This window comes from Oceanicola sp. 22II-s10i, from assembly GCF_002210105.1.
GTDB lineage: Bacteria > Pseudomonadota > Alphaproteobacteria > Rhodobacterales > Rhodobacteraceae > Pseudooceanicola.
The window spans coordinates 1-16795 of record NZ_AQQU01000022.1; the positions used below are offsets into that span (position 1 = coordinate 1).

Here is a 16795-nt window from a genome sequence, read left to right on the forward strand (position 1 = left end):
GAAGTGTGACATTTCTACTTTGCAGATGTGGGACATTTTAACTTTGCGCGTACATATCGCCTTCGAATAATCAACATTATGTAATTCAAGCGGCTCAATCTCCGGCCTTCACCAGACCCGGAACCGAGCTCGCGTCTGAACGACGACAATCCGGGGAGCGGATCAGTGAAGAGACGGTGGCCGAAGCCGACGCCTGGCGGAAGCGCCGGACGCGGGTATCAGCCCCCCTGCCCGCTCCGGACGGCATCGGACCCGGACTGCCCGGACTGCCGCGCGACTACCCCCTCGCCCCCCCGCCGCGGGCGTAGACGTCCTCGTAGCGGGTGATGTCGTCCTCGCCCAGATAGGCGCCGGTCTGGACCTCGATCAGCACCATCGGCAGGCGTCCGGGGTTCTCCATCCGGTGTTTCGCGCCAAGCGGGACGTAGACGCTCTCGTTCTCGGTCACCAGCCGCTCGGTGTCGCCGATGGTGACCTTCGCGGTGCCCGAGACGACGATCCAGTGCTCGGACCGGTGCAGGTGCGACTGGAGGCTCAGCACCCCGCCCGGCTTGACCACGATCCGCTTGACCTGGAACCGCTCGCCCCGCGCCAGTGTCTCGAACCGGCCCCAGGGGCGCATGTCCCAGGTGAAATCCTCGGCCTGGCGCGCGCCCGCCTCGCGCAGCGCGCTCACCGCCTGCTTGACCTCCTGCCCGCGACCCGGCGCCGCGACCAGCACCGCGTCGCGCATCGCCACCACGGTCATCCCCTCGAGTCCGATGCCCACCACGTTCAGTTCCGGATCCTCGGAACGGATCAGGCTGTCTTGGCAGCCAAGCGCGGTCACCGGGCCCGACAGCGCGTTTCCCGCGGCGTCCTGCGGCAGTTCGCGCTGCATGGCGGCCCAGTCCCCGAGGTCCGACCATCGACCCCGATACGGTACGACCGACAGGTTTTCGGCCTTTTCCATCACCGCGTAGTCGATCGAGATGTCGGGCAGGCCCGACCAGGCTTCCGGGTCCAGCCGCAGGAAGTTCAGGTCGCTCCGCGCACCGGCCACGGCGGCGCGCACCGGGGCGATCATCTCGGGCGCATGACGCTCGAAGGCTGCGAGGATCGCGCGGACCGAGAACAGGAACAGGCCCGCGTTCCACAGGTAATGGCCCGTGGCCAGCATCTCGGCCGCCCGCGCAGCATCGGGTTTTTCGACGAAGCGGCGCAGCGGCACGGCGGCGGCTCCCTCCGGCGTCCGATCGAGCTCCAGCCAGCCATAGCCCGTTTCGGGCCGGTCCGGGGCGATGCCGAAGGTCACCAGGTCTCCGACCTCGGCGCGGAGCCGCCCGGTTTCCACCGCGGCGGCAAAGGCGGCGGTGTCGGGAATGGAGTGGTCCGAGGGGGCCACCATCATCAGCGCATCCGGATCGCGCGTCTCAAGCCAGCAGGCGGCGGCCAGCACGGCAGGCGCCGTGTTGCGCCCCTCGGGCTCGATCAGCACGGTGCCGTCCCCGGCTCCCGCCGCCGCCATCTGCTCGGTCGCGACAAAACGGAAATCGGCGCCGGTGATCACCAGCGGTGCGGACCATCCCGGGCCGGACATCCGCCGCAGGGCCATCTGGAACGGGCTCTCCTCGCCGGTCAGGGGGGCGAACTGCTTGGGGAAACTCCGCCGCGACAGCGGCCACAGGCGGGTGCCGGCGCCGCCGGCCAGCAATACGGGAACGATGGACATGCCCGGTTATCCTTTCAGCGTGACCGGCTCGGGCGCAACCTTGGCCTCCGACAGGCGATTGTCAAACCCGAAGCTCTCCAGAAGGTCGGCGTTCTGCTTGCCGAAAATCGCCTCGATCCAGGCGATCCGCTCCGGTGTCCGGCCGGCATCGGGGCAACCGGCCTTCTTCAGAGCCTCTTTCAGCATGTCGCTCAGCCTCCAGCGGGACACGTCGGGGTCGCGGATGGCCATGGCGAGCCGGTCGCAATCCTCCATCCGGAGAGAGGGGTTCGTCGCATCGACCGGCACCTCCCAGTCCAGATCAGCCCCCGGCAGCAGCGGCGCGACCACCCGCCGGATATCGCGCACGTTGGCGATGGTCATCGAGGCGCCGGGAAACTGCCGCTGCCAGCCCTTGATCCACCCGTTCACCGCCAGCACGCGCGACCGGTAGACCGTGAACTCCTCGAAGCTGCGTCCCTCGTAGGGGGTGCGCGTACTGACGTAGCTGTCGAAATGCTGCTTCATGAACTGCGAGTAATCGCCGAAGACGAAACCGCTGAACGGCCGCAGAAAGACGAGCAGGTGCAAGTCCAGCCCGCGCTCGGTCACCGTCTCTGACAGCGACTGCCCGTCCTTGAAGGCGGCGAAGAGATCCTCGTGGCTGAGCACGAGCGTGTGCGCGCCCTTGGCCACGATATCGAGCGTCTCGCCGGTAATGCCGCGCAGGCCCGCGGCATTGCCGGGGTGGTTCCCGCCGTTGTGCGGATAGGCGATGCCGGCGGCACCGAGCCTGGCCTGGTTCCGCAGAAGGACCCTCTGCAGGTAGGTCGAGCCGCATTTGGGCGAGCCGACATGGAGAAGTATGGTTCTGAGCATGAACTCTCTTGCTTGAAAAACGTCTCAGGTGATGGGTTCCGACAGGGCCAGCTCCGAGGCGAGCAGGTCGATCACCTCGCCGAGTGGCTGGCCCAGGGCCTCCAGCGCGACCCGCCGCTCGGCCGCGGTGACCGGCGGCGCGGTCCAGGCCCGGCCGAGCGCCTCGGCCACCGACCCGGCATCCGGGGCCGCCGACAGGATAGCCCCGGACAGATGCGACAGATCCTTGGGGCCGAAGCGGTTGGTGACCACGCGCACCCCGGACGCCGCCATTTCCAGCGGCGGATGGCTGGGATGCGGCGACAACATCAGGGATACGCCCAGATCGCAGCCCAGGAGGAAGGCCGGGTAATCGTCCCAGGGCAGCTTGCCCAGCCCCTGCAGGACGATGCCGTTCGGCAGGGAAACCGGGCCGTGACGCTGTCCGACCGAGACCGCCTCCAACTGCGCGGGCCCCAGCCCGTGCGTCTCGATAAAGGCGGAAAGCGCGGTGATGACGGTCGGGAACATGTTGCGCGCCACACCGGGGCGACCATAGACGACCAACCGCCGTGGCCGGCCGGCCTCCCGCTCCGGACGTTCCGTCCCGGCATATCGATCCAGGGCGATCGAGGGCCGGAAGGCCGGCGCGTCCGCGGCAAAGCCAAAGCCCTGCCCCGCGAAATAGTCGCGCAGGAGGGTGGTGTTGAAGACCGGCCGGAACCGGAAGCCATAGCTTTTCCACGCCTCGGCGTAATCGGCGCCCCAAGGATAGAAGTTCGGCTCGAAATCCTGCAGCAGATAAACGAAATCCTGCCGGGTCAGAGCCTGTTCCGCGATCAGGTCCCGCGCGATGTGCGCCGTCCACCACGCGGTGGCCATCAGCCTGTCGTCGGGGTTCAGGAACAGCGCCCCCTCGCTGCGTTCGCCGCGCACGGCGCAATGCAGCGAGATCCGCGACCCCGTCTGCGCACGGGCGTCCGCCCGGATCCGCCCCTCGAGAAAGCGGCGCGACACCTCGTGCGACATGACGGCGAGATCCGTGGCCACGAACCGCACCCGATGCCCCCGCCCCGCGATCCCCAGCCCGATGTCCAGCGCCGTGGCGATGCCCGCGTAGGCCTCGGACGGGTTGAGGCTCGGGACCAGCACGACAAAGGCGGGTTCCGGCGCCTCGAGCCGCACCGGCACCCTGAGGCGCGTCCGCGGATCGACAATCTTGGAAAAGGACTGCGGCGCCTGACTGACCTCGGCCTCGGCGAACCGGGGCGGCATGACCCCCGGCGACAGCGAGAACAGCTTGCCGTCGAAGTCGTGGCGCCACTGTGCGGCCCCCTGCCCCAGAGCGTTCAGCAGGACCCAGCCCTGCCGCACCAGTGCCATGGCGGTATGCCCCAAGGCGATGACCGCGAGATCGGGACGCAGCCGCAGCGCATAGCCCGACGTCGCCCCGAGATGCCGCCAGAAGCCGCCGCGGGCGCCGAGATAGGGTCTGAGCTGCTTCAGGCCGCCAGCCGCGGGCGCCTCGCCCCTGGCATCCCGGATCCGGTCGTCGAGCGCGGCGGCGAGGTAGCGGGACAGCGCATAGGGACCGGCCTGAACGCGGACCCATTCCTTGCCGAAGCGCGGGCGGCGGATCCGGCGCAGGATCCGCCCGAGGGCGCCTTTGCGCCGGTCGACCGCGCCGATCGCATTGCCGCCATGCTGGCGGTAATCGACCAGGGGGCGGTCGATCCGGGCGATCCCGCCCGTCGCCTCAGCCACCAGCGCCAGCCAGAGGTCGTGGTAGAAATGCAGCCCCGACTGCGGGGGAAACGGCAGCGCCAGTTCGACCAGACCGCGGCGCATGAGGACCGTCATGCCGGTCACCGTGTTCCGATAGAGCAGACCGCGCAGGCCCGGCCGCGGCTCGCGCCGCTCCAGCGCGAACATCGACGGGTGCAGGTCCGCCCCTGCCCCGTCGATCAGCCGGGCGTCGGAATGCACCAGGTCGGCCCCGCTCTCGTTCAGGCGCCCGGCCCCCGCGGACAGCCGGTCGGGGTGCCAGACGTCGTCCTGATCGGACAGGGCGATCAGCGCATCGGGGGTGTCGGAGGTCAGTTCGAGCGCGCGGCCCAGTCCCGTCTCGAACGCCCTCACCGCATCCAGCGGGGCATCGGGCATCACGATCACCGGCTCGATCCCGGCGGCGGCCGCCGCCTCTCGCACCTCGGGCTCCGAGACCGTGTCGGCAATGACCGCCACCAGTCGCGACGGTGCCAGGTCCTGCCCCGCGATCGACGCGATCTGCTGGCGGAGATGGACCGGATCAGGCTCGAACACGGCCATGACCACCACCGGTCCGGGCGGGCGTCCCGCCCCCGTGTTCCCCGTCATCAGCCGGTCACATTCATCAATGCGTGATGGTAACGGATGGCTTCCTCCACATCGTCGAACAGGTCCAGCCGCCCGTTTTCCAGCACCGCGGCCTGCGAGCAAAGTCGACGAATTTCGTTAAAATTATGTGTGACCATGACCACCGCGCTGTCCTTCACCCGCTCGTGGAACAGGGCGTCGCTCCTGGCCCGGAACGACGCGTCCCCCGCGGCCATGACCTCGTCCACCAGATAGGTGTCGAACTGGATTCCCATCGAAATCCCGAAGGCGAGCCGCGAGCGCATCCCCGAGGAATAGCTGCGCACCGGCAGGTTGTAGTGCTGGCCCAGCCCGGCGAAATCCTCCACGAACCGGCAAAGCTCGGTCGTGTCCACCCCGTAGACCCGGGCGATGAAGCGGGTGTTCTGCACCCCGGTCAGATCGCCGTGGAACGACCCGGCGAAACCGACCGGCCACGAGATCGTGCCGGTCGAGATCACCCGGCCGGAATCCGGCTTCATCGTGCCCGCGATCAGCCTGAGCAGGGTCGATTTCCCGGCCCCGTTGCGGCCCATGATCGCAAAGCCGGTGCGGTCCGGGATGGTCAGGTTGATGTTGTCTGCCACCACCTTCCGCTTGCCGTGCAACAGGTAGGTCTTCGACAGGTTCTCCAGTCGGATCATCTGCGGTCCCGGATCGAATAGTAGACCATGACGGCGATCGCCCAGCCCAGGAACAGGACCGCCCCGAGGATGCCGAGGATATTCATCCGCTTCGGAAACTTCGAACTTTCCGCCACGGTAGGGTCGATATAGGTCGCCAGGTAGCGCGACTTCCTCTGCGCCTCGGCCTGTGCGGTGTCGAAGGCGGCGAGCGCCGAGAGATAGGCCTTCTCGGCGAATTCCTGTTCGACCGCGAGCCCCTCGTATTCGCTGACAAGCGAGGAATAGGACACGGACTCGTCGTCGCCGCCTTCCGAGAACCGCTTGCGTTCCGCGGCGAGACGTTCGCGGATCACCTCGACCCGGCGTTCGGCCTGTACCACGCGGGGGTCGGTCTCGGGGCTGGTCCGGCGGACGAGATCAAGCTCGATCAGCGCTTCGGCCAGCTGGGTCTGCAACGAGTTGACCAGCCCCATCCGGCCCTGGATGTCGGTGACCGGGTCGATGATCTGGGTGCGGATCCGATAGGCCGTGACCGCGCCGCGGGCGTCCTTCAGCCGCTCGATGGCGCTGTTCAGCTCATCGCGCGCATAGCGGGTCGTGTCGCTCCGCGCGATCGCCGAGAGCTGGTTGATCATGTCGCTGCTCTCGTCGAAGATCGCCTGCGCGATTTCCTGCGCGGTGTCGGGATCGAAGGCCAGCACCCGGATCTCGATCAGGCCCGACGCCCGGTCGTAGAAGACCTTGACCATCCGCTGCCAGTAATCGACGACATCCTCGATACGGACATCCGAGGGAATGCCGAAGACCGGATCCGACGGCTGGTGATAGGCGACCCGCAGGTCGACCCTGGCATTGATCGCCCGCACCATGTTCTGGCTCTGGATGAATTCGTACAGCACGTCGGTGTCGGACGAACTGGACCCCGACAGTTCGGTGATCCCGCCCAGAAGCTCGATCGCCGATCCGACCTCCTCGGTGCGGACCGCGAAGCCGACCGAACTGGCGTACTGGTCCTTCGCCACCGCATAGAGATACCACGCGGTCACCGCGAGCGGCGCGCAGACGCAGATGAGGAAGCTCAGGCCCAGAACTACATGGCGCAGGCGCAGTCTTGCACGGCCCGCCATCGGCACCGCCGCCTTCCCATCTTCCTCCAGCCGCGACCGGGCCCTGACTTCCGCGGCCTTCTGCGCGGATGCGGTGACCTCGGCTTTCTCCTTCGCGGCCTGCGCGGCGTCCTGCGCGGCCTGCGCAGCCGCCATCGTCAGGCTCTGGACCCGGCGCATGGCCTCGGCCCTCTCCGCCTCGTCCTCGATCGTTTCCGCCGCCGCGCGCGCCGACTTGGCCGCCGCACCCGCCGCGCGCGCCGCCTCGGCCTTTTCCTCGGCGACACTCGCGGCTTCGGCTGGAGTCAGCGTTGTCGCCACCAACCGGGGCCCGGCGGCATTTTCCGCAGTGCTCTTCGGCTCGACATCTTTCTGCGGCTCAGGGATTTTACCCTTGTCCTTGGAAGGCTTTTCCAAACTGGGTCTCCAAGTCTATGCTTCATGAAGCAGGGCGCCCTACGGAAGATCCTGCCACGGCTGAGCGATATCAGAGTACCGATGACCGATGTAAACAACAATGCGGCACCTTTGCCCCTCAAACCTGCCCGGCTGCGCGGAATGCGCACCATCCTGGCCCTGCTCATGCGCGAGATGTCGACCACCTATGGCCGGTCGATCATCGGCTATCTCTGGGCGATCCTGGAACCCGCCGCCGGGATCATGCTGCTGACCTTCGTCTTCTCGCTTGCCCTGCGCTCGCCGCCGATCGGGACCAATTTCGCGATTTTCTATGCCTCGGGCATGCTGCCGTTCATGGCATGGATGTCCATCCACCAGCGGGTGGCGACGGCCATCCGGTTTTCCAAGCCACTGCTGTTCTATCCCGGCGTGACCTATCTCGACGCGATCGTGGCACGAGTCCTGCTGAACGCGATCACGCAGCTGATGGTGTTCCTGGTGGTGATGTCCGGGATCATCGTGTTCTACGACCTGGACATGATCCTGGACATTCCCGCCATCGCGCTCGGGCTGCTCATGACGCTTGCGCTGGCCACCGGCATGGGCACGCTGAACTGCTACCTGATGTGGGTTTCACCGACCTGGGAGAAGATCTGGGGTGTCCTCACCCGGCCGCTGGTCCTGCTGTCCTGCGTGCTTTTCACCTTCGACACCGTGCCGCAACCCTACCAGAACTGGCTGTGGTGGAATCCGCTTGTCCACCTCGTCGGGCAGACACGGCAGGGGGTTTTTGCCACCTACGACGCAACCTATGTCTCACCGCTCTACGTCTTTGGAATCTCGCTGATCACCTTCTGCCTCGGCCTGATCTTCCTGAACAGCCATTACCGGGACATGATCAACGACTGACCCCGCGGCCACGCAAACACGCTCACAGAAAGAGGAAATCGCCCGGTCCGAGCTCGTCCGGCGCGATCCCCTCCAGAACGATCACATGCCCCTTCCAGCCGAGCACCGTGGATCCGCCCTCGGCATGGGGGGCGAGCGCGTCGAACCGCCCGGCCATGCCCGCGCCCTGGATGCCGTGCATCCGGATCACGTCCTCGCCGGGGGTGAAATCGAAGATCACGTCCCGTTCGCCCGCAGCGAACGCGGTGAAGATGAACTCGTCTCCGCCGGTGCCCCCCGCCATCCGGTCGTCGCCGCTGCCGCCGTTCAGACGGTCGTCGCCCTCGCCGCCCAGCATCGTGTCCGCCCCTGCCCCGCCGCCGAGGAAATCGTTCCCCGCCTCGCCCAGCACCCGGTCGTCGTCGTCGCCCGCCCCGATCATGTCGTTGCCGATGCCGCCCTCGATCACGTCGTTGCCGGTGCCGCCCCCGATCATGTCGTCGCCCGCACCGCCCTTGACCGTATCGGCGTCATAGCTGCCCGCCATCTCGTCGTCGCCGTCGCCGCCCTTGACCGTGTCGTGGCCCCATCCGCCCGAGACGGTGTCGTCGCCGTCGCCCGCGATCAGCAGGTCGTGTCCGCTGCCGGTGCCGATGACATCGTTGCCCGCGCCGCCCTCGACCGTGTCGTGACCATGGCCGCCGCCCAGCAGATCGTGCCCGTCCTCGCCATAGACCTGGTCGTCGCCGTCCGAGGCCGCGATGTTGTCGCGCCCTGCCCCGCCCCGGATCACGTCGTTGCCGTCGCGCCCGAGGATGGAATCGTCGCCCGCGCCGCCGAAGATCGTGTCGTCCCCGCCCCCGGCATCGATGAAATCCGCACCGCCGCCGCCGGTGAGGGCGTCCGGACCCGTGCCGCCCTTGACCAGCCGACCGGGTTCGGGGGCGGGGGTCGGAGACGGAGACGGCGCAGGTTCGGGGGCCGGTGACGGTTCGGGGGCGGGCGCAGGTGTCGGGGCCGGAGCAGGCGCGGGCGCGGGTGACGGGGCAGGTGTCGGGGCCGGAACGGGAGCGGGCGCAGGCGCCGGGGCGGGGGGCTCGGGCACCGGCTCGGGGTCGCTGACCTCGCGCGGGGCGCGCAGGACATCCACCCGGCTCAGCGCCACGATGTCCAGCCGGTCCGCGTCCGAGGCCCGCAGCCTCCCCTGCGCGGGCCGCAGCTCCAGTTCTTCCGTGCCGTGCCGCAGGATCAGGCTGCCGCCGGAACCGGTCTGCACCGACTGCTCCGAGCGGTCGTAGAACCGGGTCCAGGCCGACAGGTCCAGCCGGTCCTGCCCGATCTCGAAATCGAGGATCACGTCGCGCGCCCCGTCCGCCCGCAATACGAACGTGTCCTCCCCTGCCCCGCCGCTCATCCGGCCGCTGCCGGCTCCGTCGACGAGGATGTCGTCGCCTGCCCCGCCGCGCAGCTCGCCCGCGCCGGTGAGGGTCAGCAGATCGTCCCCGCCGCCCCCCTCCAGCAGGCCCGTGGCCTGTGTCCGGGGCGCCGTCATCTGCGTCAGATCGAGACTGAACCGGCTCAGACCGCCCTCGCCCGCGGCGGTCACGAGGATCTCGAGTGTCCCGCCCACGACCTGCGCGGACAGCCCCGACGGATTGTCCAGCGCCACCCCCGCCGCATCCGCGACGCTGTCCACATGCAGCAATCGCCCGTTCGGCATCAGCGTGAACAGCGACAGCCCGTCGTCGGTGCCCGCTGCCAGCACGAAGACCCGCCCCCCCGCCGCGACCACCTCGAGCGCCGAGACCCCGGCAAAGCGGGTGCCGAGATCGTCGAGGACATGATCCGTGACGGTCAGCTTGCCACCGCCCGCGACCCGCATCACCGTCAGGCTCGAACTGCCCGCCGCCGCCGCGATCAGCCAGCCCGTGCCGCCGGCCGTGATGCCCTCCAGTGCGGTCAGAGCATGCACCGGCAGGCTTTCATCGACCCCATAGCTCTCGACCCGCGTCAGCCCGCCGTTCGCCCCGATCCGGTAGCCGGTCAGTCCGTCCGACATGCCCGAGGCCGTGTAGAGGAAATCGGCGCCGCCCGAAGACACCGTGCCGAGCGCCGACAGCGCGGCGCCATAGGCCTCGCCCGAGGTTCCGGTGCCCGCAAGCGCCGTGACCCCGCCGTTCGTGTCCAGGGCAAAGGCACTGATCTGCTGCGCGACGCGCGCGGTGGCGAACAGCATGTCCTGCCCGCCGATCCGGGCCGCGGTCATCGGCGCCGACAGGATATGGCTGACCGTGCCGTTCAGATAGGCCGTGGCCGAGCCGCCCGCGCTGCCCGCCGCCGCGCCCTGCAGCGCCCCGAGCAGCGCCAGCGGCACCTCGCCCGCCATGCCGCCGAAGGCCAGCCGCTCGCCCGCGTCGAGCGTGCCGGTCCCTGTCCGGACAAGCGAGGCGCCAAGCCGGACGTCGGTGGCGGTGCCGGCGAGGTGATCCACGACCCGCGCCCTGTCCGTCCCGGTGGGCAGGATCGACACATGCGCCGATCCGGTGCCGAAGCCGGTGGTCAGCGTCTCTTTGAACTGGAGTTTCTGCATATCCCGCTCCGGGGCCTGGGTCACGGTCAGGGTGACGGCCTCGGGCAGGGTGCGGGGCAACAGGGGCAGGGGCAGTGCTCGCCTGCGGCGTTTCGGGGGCGATTGCCCTTAAAACGAGTCGAATGCCCTGCGTTTCGCGCGCGAAACGCCCACAGGCTCCGCCGTGATCAGCCGCGTCCAGCCAGCCAGCGGGCCAGCGCGGCCTCGAGCGCATCGGTCACGCCCGGACCGCTCAGCCGCAGGCTGTTGTCGTCGAGCCTCTCCAGCGTCACCTGGGGGGCGGCGGCAGGGGCCGGGGCAGGGGCCGCCTCGGCGGGCATCCTGCGCGACGTGGCGGCGGCGGTCAGCCGCTTCAGCTCGGCCTCTGCCGAGGCGGGCGGCGCGGCCTCCAGCGCCGCTCTCAGCCGCGGGCCGAGGCCCGGATCGGTGTCGAGCGCGCGCGCCAGAACGAGCCCCGCCCGTTCCCCGAGCGCGGCGGGATGGCGCAGCGCCCCGTCGAGGCTGCGGACGATGGTCAGAAACGATCCGATCTTGGATCGCTTGGCGCGGGAGGCACTGTGGAACAGGCCGCGCAGCGCGTCGCGTTCAGACCCGAATACGCCCTGATCCACCGCACGCGCAGCGATCCGGGCACGTTCGTAATAGCTCAGCCCGACGCGGATCTCGTTTTCCTCGATCATCGCGACATAAGCCTCGGTCGCATCCTCGGGCCGCCGGAGCAGCGCCAGCACATGACCACCGCCGGGCGCGCGCCCCTCGGCCGCCAGCCGCCGCAGCGCCTCGAGCCGCCGCCAGCCCGAGATCAGGCCATAGCGCCCGCCGCCCAAGTCGGTCACGTCGATCGGCGTCTGCTGGCCCCGCGCCGCGAGGCTTTCCATCAGGACGCGCATCTCCTCCTCGTCGACCACGATCCGGTCCCGCACGAGGTAATCCGCCTCGACCGCGTCGAGCGGCAGGTCCACCACCATGCGTCCGCCGCGCCGGGCCTCCTCGATCGTCTCGGCCAGTTCGCTGAGCGCGGCGGCAGCCGAGGTTTCGCCCGCGACCGAGGCGATCGGGGCAAAGCTGCCGGCTGACCGTCTGGGGGGCGGGGCGACCGGGTCGGGCGCATCCGCATTCGCACCGGTCCCCGCAGTGGCGTCGGAGTGGAAGGGGGAGGGCGGGGCGAGACGCCGGCGTTTGGCCATCTGGCGGTCCTTTCAGCGGTGTTTCGCGCGCGAAACGCGCCGGGTAGAAGGGCGGGCGGTCATTCCGCCGCCTCGGCGCGGGCCTGTTCGTCGCGCCGCCACGATCCGATCAGCAGCGACTTGAAGGCGGCATAGGTGGCATCGAAGGTCTCGCGCCCGCGGGCATAGGTCTCGCGGTTGAAGTCGCGGTAATCGGCCTCGTAGATGCCGCGCACCTGCTCGCCCGCCTGCCCGATCAGCGCGGTGTAGCCCTGCCGGTGCGGCGAGAGCGCGGATCCGAGATAGGCCTGCATCAGCGCCGCCAGTTCCGCCTGCTGCGAGGCGTCGTAGCGGGTCACCACCGCCCGCACCGCGTCCCACTGGAACGATATCCCCTCGCGCCCGAGCGCGCGGGCGGCCAGGTTCTCGCCCTCCTCGATCGAGGCGAAGGTGGTGTGCAGCATGTCGAAGAACCGCCCCGTGCTGTCGAACTCGAGGAACGAGGCCCCGAGCGGGACCAGCAGGATGTCGGCGGCGGCCAGCCCGTTGATCGTCAGGTAGCCGAGGGCCGGGGGGGTATCGAGGAAGACGATGTCGTACTGCCCGAGGATGCCGTCGGCCTCCAGCGTCTCGGCCAGCGCCTCCCAGAGCTTCCAGCCGCGCGCCTGCATCCGCCAGACCGGGACCTGGAACTCGGCCCAGTAGAGGTCGAGCTGGGCGCCGATCAGGTCGATGTTGGGCCAGTGGGTCTTGCGCACCAGCTGGTCCGCCCGGACCTCCAGCGCCGCGCTCAGCGTGTCGTCGAGCGGCTGCGGCGCCTCGTCCCGTTCCGCCCGGCGGCGGTTCTCGGCCTGCAGATGGCTGGCGTAGTGCCGCGCGAGCAGCGGGAACACCGTCTCCCATTCGTCGGTGACCTTGCCGCCGAAGATCGAGGTCATCGAGCCCTGGCTGTCGAGGTCGATCACCAGCACCCGATAGCCGTCGAGCGCCGCCGACATGGCAAGGTGCGCCGCGGTCGAGGTCTTGCCGACGCCGCCCTTGAAGTTCGCCACCGCCACCATCTTGGCGGGCAGGCCGGCGGGGCGGTAGGGCAGGTATTCGCGCTGCCGCGATCCCTCGGCGCCGAAATGCGCCCTGAGCCGCAGCACCTCGTCGAGGGTGAACCACTTGGCCCCGCCCTCGGTGTCCGAGGTGCCCTGCGGCAGGTCCGGGTTCTGCCGCAGCACGCGGCGGAAATGCGCGGCGCCGACCGGGATCAGGTAGCGGGTGATCTCCCATGTCGAGAACGGCCGCAGCCGCCGCCCGCCCTCGGCGTCGTGACCCCGTGCGGCCAGGTCGTCGCGGCCCCGCGTGCAGGCCTCGGCGATCTCGGCAAAGCGTCCGGTGGTCACCTCGGGGCCCAGCTCGGCCAGCGCGCGGTCGGGGTCGATGTTGAAATAGGGCGGCAGATCCGCCGTCTCGGCTTCGGTCAGGGGGCGTCCGGCCCTCGATCCCGTCATGCGTTTGCTCATGGCTGCCCGGCCCGTCATGTAATACGTTTTCGGCAGAGTATGGCAAAAGGCATTACATGGCAAACTTAATGCGACACGGCCCGGCCTGATTCGGTTTTTTCATGGCATTTCTGGTGGTTCGCCGGGGGGCCGCGCGGGGTTGAGGCCGCGCCCGTGCGGGTGATCCTGCCCCGCCTGCCAAGTTAGAATCTGTTAGTATATGTGTTACGGCTCCGGGAGGTCTGCCGGAACCCCCTTGTTTCATTGGCTTTCGGAGCGTGCCGTTGACCCGAGGCGATTCTGAAACCACGAGTCCGGGCGACTCCGCTCCCACGAAGCGGTGACTCCGAAGTGATCATCAGGGCGGCGTCACCGCGCGCCGGACTGGACGCAGGGCCCGCCGCGCCGCATGATGGGTGTCATCGAAACCACGTTGCCGGTCCGGTCCGCCAAGAGACCGCCGGCAGGGCAGGGGATCCCTGGCGGATCCCGCAGGCGGGACAGCGGCATGACACCCAGGGCACGGGCCACGGGACGGATAGCGCAATGAGCGGGGCGATGAAGGGCGCGGGCCTTTTGCCCGATCATCATCCGACGGCGGATTTCTTCATCTGCGACATCTTCGATGCTGCGCCCAAGGACGATCTCGGCAGCATGGAACATCCGATGTTCTCGCTCGCCACCCGGCCCGACCGGCGGATCCTCAGCTACGGCCACAACGGCACCCGGATCGAGGTCATCCCCTCGGTCAAGGGGCTGGCGACGATCCATGACAAGGACATCCTGATCTACTGCATCAGCCAGCTGATGGCCGCGCTGAACGAGGGCCGCCAGATCGGCCGCCGCCTGCACCTGCGCGCCCACGACCTGCTGGTGGCCACCAACCGCGAGACCTCCGGCGACGCCTATCGCCGCCTGCGCGAAGCGTTCGAGCGGCTGGCGGGCACCCGCATCACCACCAATATCGAGACCGGCGGCCACGAGGTCACCACCGGCTTCGGGCTGATCGAAAGCTGGCAGATCGTGCGCAAGAGCCGGGGCGGGCGGATGATCTCGGTCGCCGTCACCCTGTCGGACTGGCTGTTCCGGGCGGTGCTGTCGAAATCGGTGCTGACGCTGTCGCGCGACTACTTCCGCCTGCGCAAGCCGCTCGAGCGGCGCATCTACGAGCTGGCGCGCAAGCATTGCGGGCGGCAGGCGGGCTGGTCCGTCTCGGTCGACACGCTGCTCAAGAAATCCGGATCCGCCTCGCCGCGCCGGGTGTTCCGCAAGATGCTGCGCGACATGATCGAGGCCGACCACCTGCCCGACTACGTCATGCGCGAGGAGCCGGGCGACCTGATCCGCTTCGCCCCGCGCGCGGGCGCCGTGCCCGAGACCGCCCCGAAGCGCCCGCCGCCGCTCTCGGCCGAGGTGCTGGAGGAGGCGCGGGCGCGCCGGCCCGGCGCGGATGTCCACGCGCTGGTGGCGGAATGGGAAGGCGTCTGGCGGGCCACCGGGGCCCCGCGCCTGCACGCGCCGGGACGTGCGTTCCTGGGCTGGCTGGACAAGCGCAGGGGGCAAGGCTCCGGAGGTGCTGGATGAGCAGAGAGACAGCCTTGCCGCCGCCGAAAGAGATATTCTACGAGGATGAGGACATCCTCATCGAGACATGCCTGTTCGACACCCCATCCGTCGTCTTTTCCTTCAGCAGCTTCATCCGGGAAGGTGAGCCCTACAAGGCCTTCGGCTATCCCTTCCTGCCGCGCGAAGGCTTCTCCGCTGTCTATTTCACGGCCAAGGTCGGGCATTGGTGGCAGATGCGGAACATGCCCGATCTCGTCTCTGCCGTGGAGGACCGCTGCGCCGCATATGCCGACCGGGTGACCTACGGCTCCAGCATGGGCGGGTACGGCGCGCTGCACTTTGCCAGTCCGCTCGGGGCGCAACGCGCGATCGCGGTCGTTCCACAGGTGCATATCGCCGATCCGCACCTGAGCCGACGCCCGGAATGGGACGAGGAACTGGCCAAGCGCCAGATCTTCTTCGATGACATTTCGGCCTCGCTGGGCTCCGCCCCGGTCGAGCTGAAGCTTCTTTACGATCCGCGTTTCGCCCGGGACATGTATTCCGCGCGGCTGCTGGCCTCTTTCTATCCGGTACAGAATTACCTCGCGCCCTTCATGGGGCATCGCCTTCTGGCGGCGTTGAAGGAGGCGGGGCTTCTGGAGCGGGTCATCACCGGCATGCTCTCGGGCCGGCTGGAGCCGGACGAATTCCGAACGATGATCCGCAAGGTGCGTTCTGGCGACGAGAGATATGACAGGGTGCTGAAAAGGGGGCTCGCGCAGCGGCGCAAGCGGTCAGAGACCCAGCTGCCCCGGGGCTAGCCCGCCACCACCGCCTGCAGGTCGAAGATCGGCAGCAGCACCGACAGCACGACCACCAGCACGAAGGCCCCGACCAGCATCATCAGCGCGGGCTCCAGCAGCGCCGCGATGCGTTTGCGCTCGGTCGAGAGCCCGTTTTCCACCAGCACCGCCGCCCGTTCCGTCATCCGCGCCAGCCGGGCCGAGGCCTCGCCCGCGCGGATCAGCTGCCGGGCCACGGGCGGGATCACGCTGAGCCGCTCCAGCGCCGTCGACAGCGTCTCGCCCTGACGGACGGCCTCGGCGACCGCCTCGCCCTCGCGGCGGAAGCGGGCGACCTCGAGCACGCCGGTGGCGGTGTCCACCGCGTTAGGGACTGTATGCCGGGCCGACAGCACCAGCGCCAGCGTTCGCATGTACTGCACCGATGCCGACAGCCGCATCAGCCGCCCCGCCAGCGGCAGCCGCAGCACCGCCCGGTCGCGCAACGCCTTCAGCGCGGGCACCCGGCCCGAGGCGAAGCCGAGCAGGACGACCGCTCCGGCCACCGCCGACAGTGCGATCCGGTGGTCGATGACGAAATCGCTGACCGCCAGAACCCGGCGGGTCAGAACGGGCAGGGGGCGGCCGGCCATGTCGAACATCGCCACGATCTGCGGCGCGACCGACACCATCAGGATGCCGCAGACCAGCAGCGACACGGCGGCGACGAAGGCGGGATAGACCAGGGCGGTGGCGATCTGCGCCTTGTCGGTGCCCAGCGTCTCGAGATGGTCGGCCAGTTCGGCAAAGACCCCTGCCGGGTCGCCCGCCGTCTCGCCCGCCCGCAGAGCCGCGATGTAATAGGGGGGAAAGCCCGCGCCGGTGTCCGACAGCGCCTCGGACAGCGCGGCGCCTTCCAGCAGCGCGGCGCGTGCCTCGGCGGCCACCGCGTCGAGCGCGGGATGGCCGCCCGCGCGCACCGCCTCGAGCGCGGCCTCGGCCGAGAGCTCGGCCGAGAGCAGCACCGCCATCTGGCGGGTGAAGACGGCCTGCAGGTCGGCGTTCAGCCGGGTCCGGCGCGCGGTCAGCCGCGACAGGCCCCCGCCCGCGCCACGCATCGCCCGCGACGTCATTTCCGAGACATAGAGACCTTTTTCCGCCAGCTGCGCCGCCGCGTCGGCCTCGGTATCGGCCACCACGGTGCCGCTCTTGCGGTGCCCCTCGCCGGTGTAGGCGGTATAGCTGAAGGCCCGCACCG

At 69.1% G+C, this 16795-nt stretch carries 12 protein-coding genes; 3 read left to right on the forward strand and 9 right to left on the reverse strand.

Annotation, left to right across the window (positions count from 1 at the left end; translation table 11 throughout):
• Nucleotides 1–277: 277 nt before the first annotated feature.
• The 5 genes from ATO6_RS23730 to ATO6_RS23750 are packed head-to-tail and all read right to left on the reverse strand — an operon-like array spanning nt 278 to nt 6995.
• The gene (locus ATO6_RS23730; protein ID WP_088626426.1) at nt 278–1711 is read right to left on the reverse strand and encodes a mannose-1-phosphate guanylyltransferase/mannose-6-phosphate isomerase; all 1434 of its coding nucleotides are present in this window, start codon (nt 1709–1711) and stop codon (nt 278–280) included.
• A gap of 6 nt (nt 1712–1717) precedes the next feature.
• Nucleotides 1718–2569 (reverse strand): hypothetical protein, encoded by an 852-nt coding sequence (locus tag ATO6_RS23735; protein WP_088626427.1) that lies wholly within the window; start codon nt 2567–2569, stop codon nt 1718–1720.
• 24 nt (nt 2570–2593) lie between these two features.
• Complete coding sequence (locus tag ATO6_RS23740; protein ID WP_254919263.1) at nt 2594–4924, reverse strand: glycosyl transferase family 1; 2331 nt, start codon at nt 4922–4924, stop codon at nt 2594–2596.
• Entirely contained in the window at nt 4924–5586 is a 663-nt protein-coding gene (locus tag ATO6_RS23745) for an ABC transporter ATP-binding protein (RefSeq protein WP_088626428.1), read from the reverse strand. The genes ATO6_RS23740 and ATO6_RS23745 overlap by 1 nt, the downstream gene beginning before the upstream one ends.
• Complete coding sequence (locus ATO6_RS23750; RefSeq protein WP_254919264.1) at nt 5583–6995, reverse strand: sugar transporter; 1413 nt, start codon at nt 6993–6995, stop codon at nt 5583–5585. Before ATO6_RS23750 ends, ATO6_RS23745 begins: the two co-directional genes overlap by 4 nt.
• Before the next feature lie 237 nt (nt 6996–7232).
• On the opposite strand from ATO6_RS23750, the gene ATO6_RS23755 reads away from it, so the two are divergent.
• Nucleotides 7233–7982 carry an ABC transporter permease gene (locus tag ATO6_RS23755; RefSeq protein WP_254919265.1) on the forward strand — a complete coding sequence of 250 codons (750 nt, stop codon included), beginning with the start codon at nt 7233–7235 and terminating at the stop codon, nt 7980–7982.
• A gap of 22 nt (nt 7983–8004) precedes the next feature.
• Here ATO6_RS23755 and ATO6_RS23760 read toward each other — a convergent pair whose 3' ends face one another.
• The 3 genes from ATO6_RS23760 to ATO6_RS23770 all read right to left on the reverse strand — a co-directional run bounded on the left by ATO6_RS23760 (nt 8005) and on the right by ATO6_RS23770 (nt 13216).
• The gene (locus tag ATO6_RS23760; protein WP_141102068.1) at nt 8005–10551 is read right to left on the reverse strand and encodes a calcium-binding protein; all 2547 of its coding nucleotides are present in this window, start codon (nt 10549–10551) and stop codon (nt 8005–8007) included.
• Between the two features lie 167 nt (nt 10552–10718).
• On the reverse strand, nt 10719–11738 hold the full coding sequence (locus ATO6_RS23765) for a ParB N-terminal domain-containing protein (protein ID WP_088626431.1): 1020 nt from the start codon (nt 11736–11738) through the stop codon (nt 10719–10721).
• 59 nt (nt 11739–11797) lie between these two features.
• Nucleotides 11798–13216: an AAA family ATPase gene (locus tag ATO6_RS23770; RefSeq protein WP_176441089.1), complete on the reverse strand. Its 1419-nt coding sequence runs from the start codon at nt 13214–13216 to the stop codon at nt 11798–11800.
• Nucleotides 13217–13753: 537 nt separating this feature from the next.
• On the opposite strand from ATO6_RS23770, the gene ATO6_RS23775 reads away from it, so the two are divergent.
• Both ATO6_RS23775 and ATO6_RS23780 read left to right on the forward strand, forming a co-directional pair.
• Nucleotides 13754–14791, forward strand: coding sequence for a replication initiator protein A (locus ATO6_RS23775; RefSeq protein ID WP_088626433.1), 1038 nt, complete (start codon nt 13754–13756; stop codon nt 14789–14791).
• Entirely contained in the window at nt 14788–15576 is a 789-nt protein-coding gene (locus ATO6_RS23780; RefSeq protein WP_141102069.1) for a hypothetical protein, read from the forward strand. The genes ATO6_RS23775 and ATO6_RS23780 overlap by 4 nt, the downstream gene beginning before the upstream one ends.
• Here ATO6_RS23780 and ATO6_RS23785 read toward each other — a convergent pair.
• Nucleotides 15573–16793 (reverse strand): type II secretion system F family protein, encoded by a 1221-nt coding sequence (locus ATO6_RS23785; RefSeq protein WP_176441082.1) that lies wholly within the window; start codon nt 16791–16793, stop codon nt 15573–15575. The two genes, ATO6_RS23780 and ATO6_RS23785, sit on opposite strands and share 4 nt — an antisense overlap.
• Between the last annotated feature and the right edge of the window lie 2 nt (nt 16794–16795).

Coding starts and splice junctions, on each gene's coding strand:
- ATO6_RS23730 (WP_088626426.1), bottom strand. CDS start 1,711: ATGTCCATCGTTCCCGTATTGCTGGCCGGCGGCGCCGGCACCCGCCTG.
- ATO6_RS23735 (WP_088626427.1), bottom strand. CDS start 2,569: ATGCTCAGAACCATACTTCTCCATGTCGGCTCGCCCAAATGCGGCTCG.
- ATO6_RS23740 (WP_254919263.1), bottom strand. CDS start 4,924: ATGACGGGGAACACGGGGGCGGGACGCCCGCCCGGACCGGTGGTGGTC.
- ATO6_RS23745 (WP_088626428.1), bottom strand. CDS start 5,586: ATGATCCGACTGGAGAACCTGTCGAAGACCTACCTGTTGCACGGCAAG.
- ATO6_RS23755 (WP_254919265.1), top strand. CDS start 7,233: ATGCGCACCATCCTGGCCCTGCTCATGCGCGAGATGTCGACCACCTAT.
- ATO6_RS23760 (WP_141102068.1), bottom strand. CDS start 10,551: ATGCAGAAACTCCAGTTCAAAGAGACGCTGACCACCGGCTTCGGCACC.
- ATO6_RS23765 (WP_088626431.1), bottom strand. CDS start 11,738: ATGGCCAAACGCCGGCGTCTCGCCCCGCCCTCCCCCTTCCACTCCGAC.
- ATO6_RS23770 (WP_176441089.1), bottom strand. CDS start 13,216: ATGACGGGATCGAGGGCCGGACGCCCCCTGACCGAAGCCGAGACGGCG.
- ATO6_RS23775 (WP_088626433.1), top strand. CDS start 13,754: ATGAGCGGGGCGATGAAGGGCGCGGGCCTTTTGCCCGATCATCATCCG.
- ATO6_RS23780 (WP_141102069.1), top strand. CDS start 14,788: ATGAGCAGAGAGACAGCCTTGCCGCCGCCGAAAGAGATATTCTACGAG.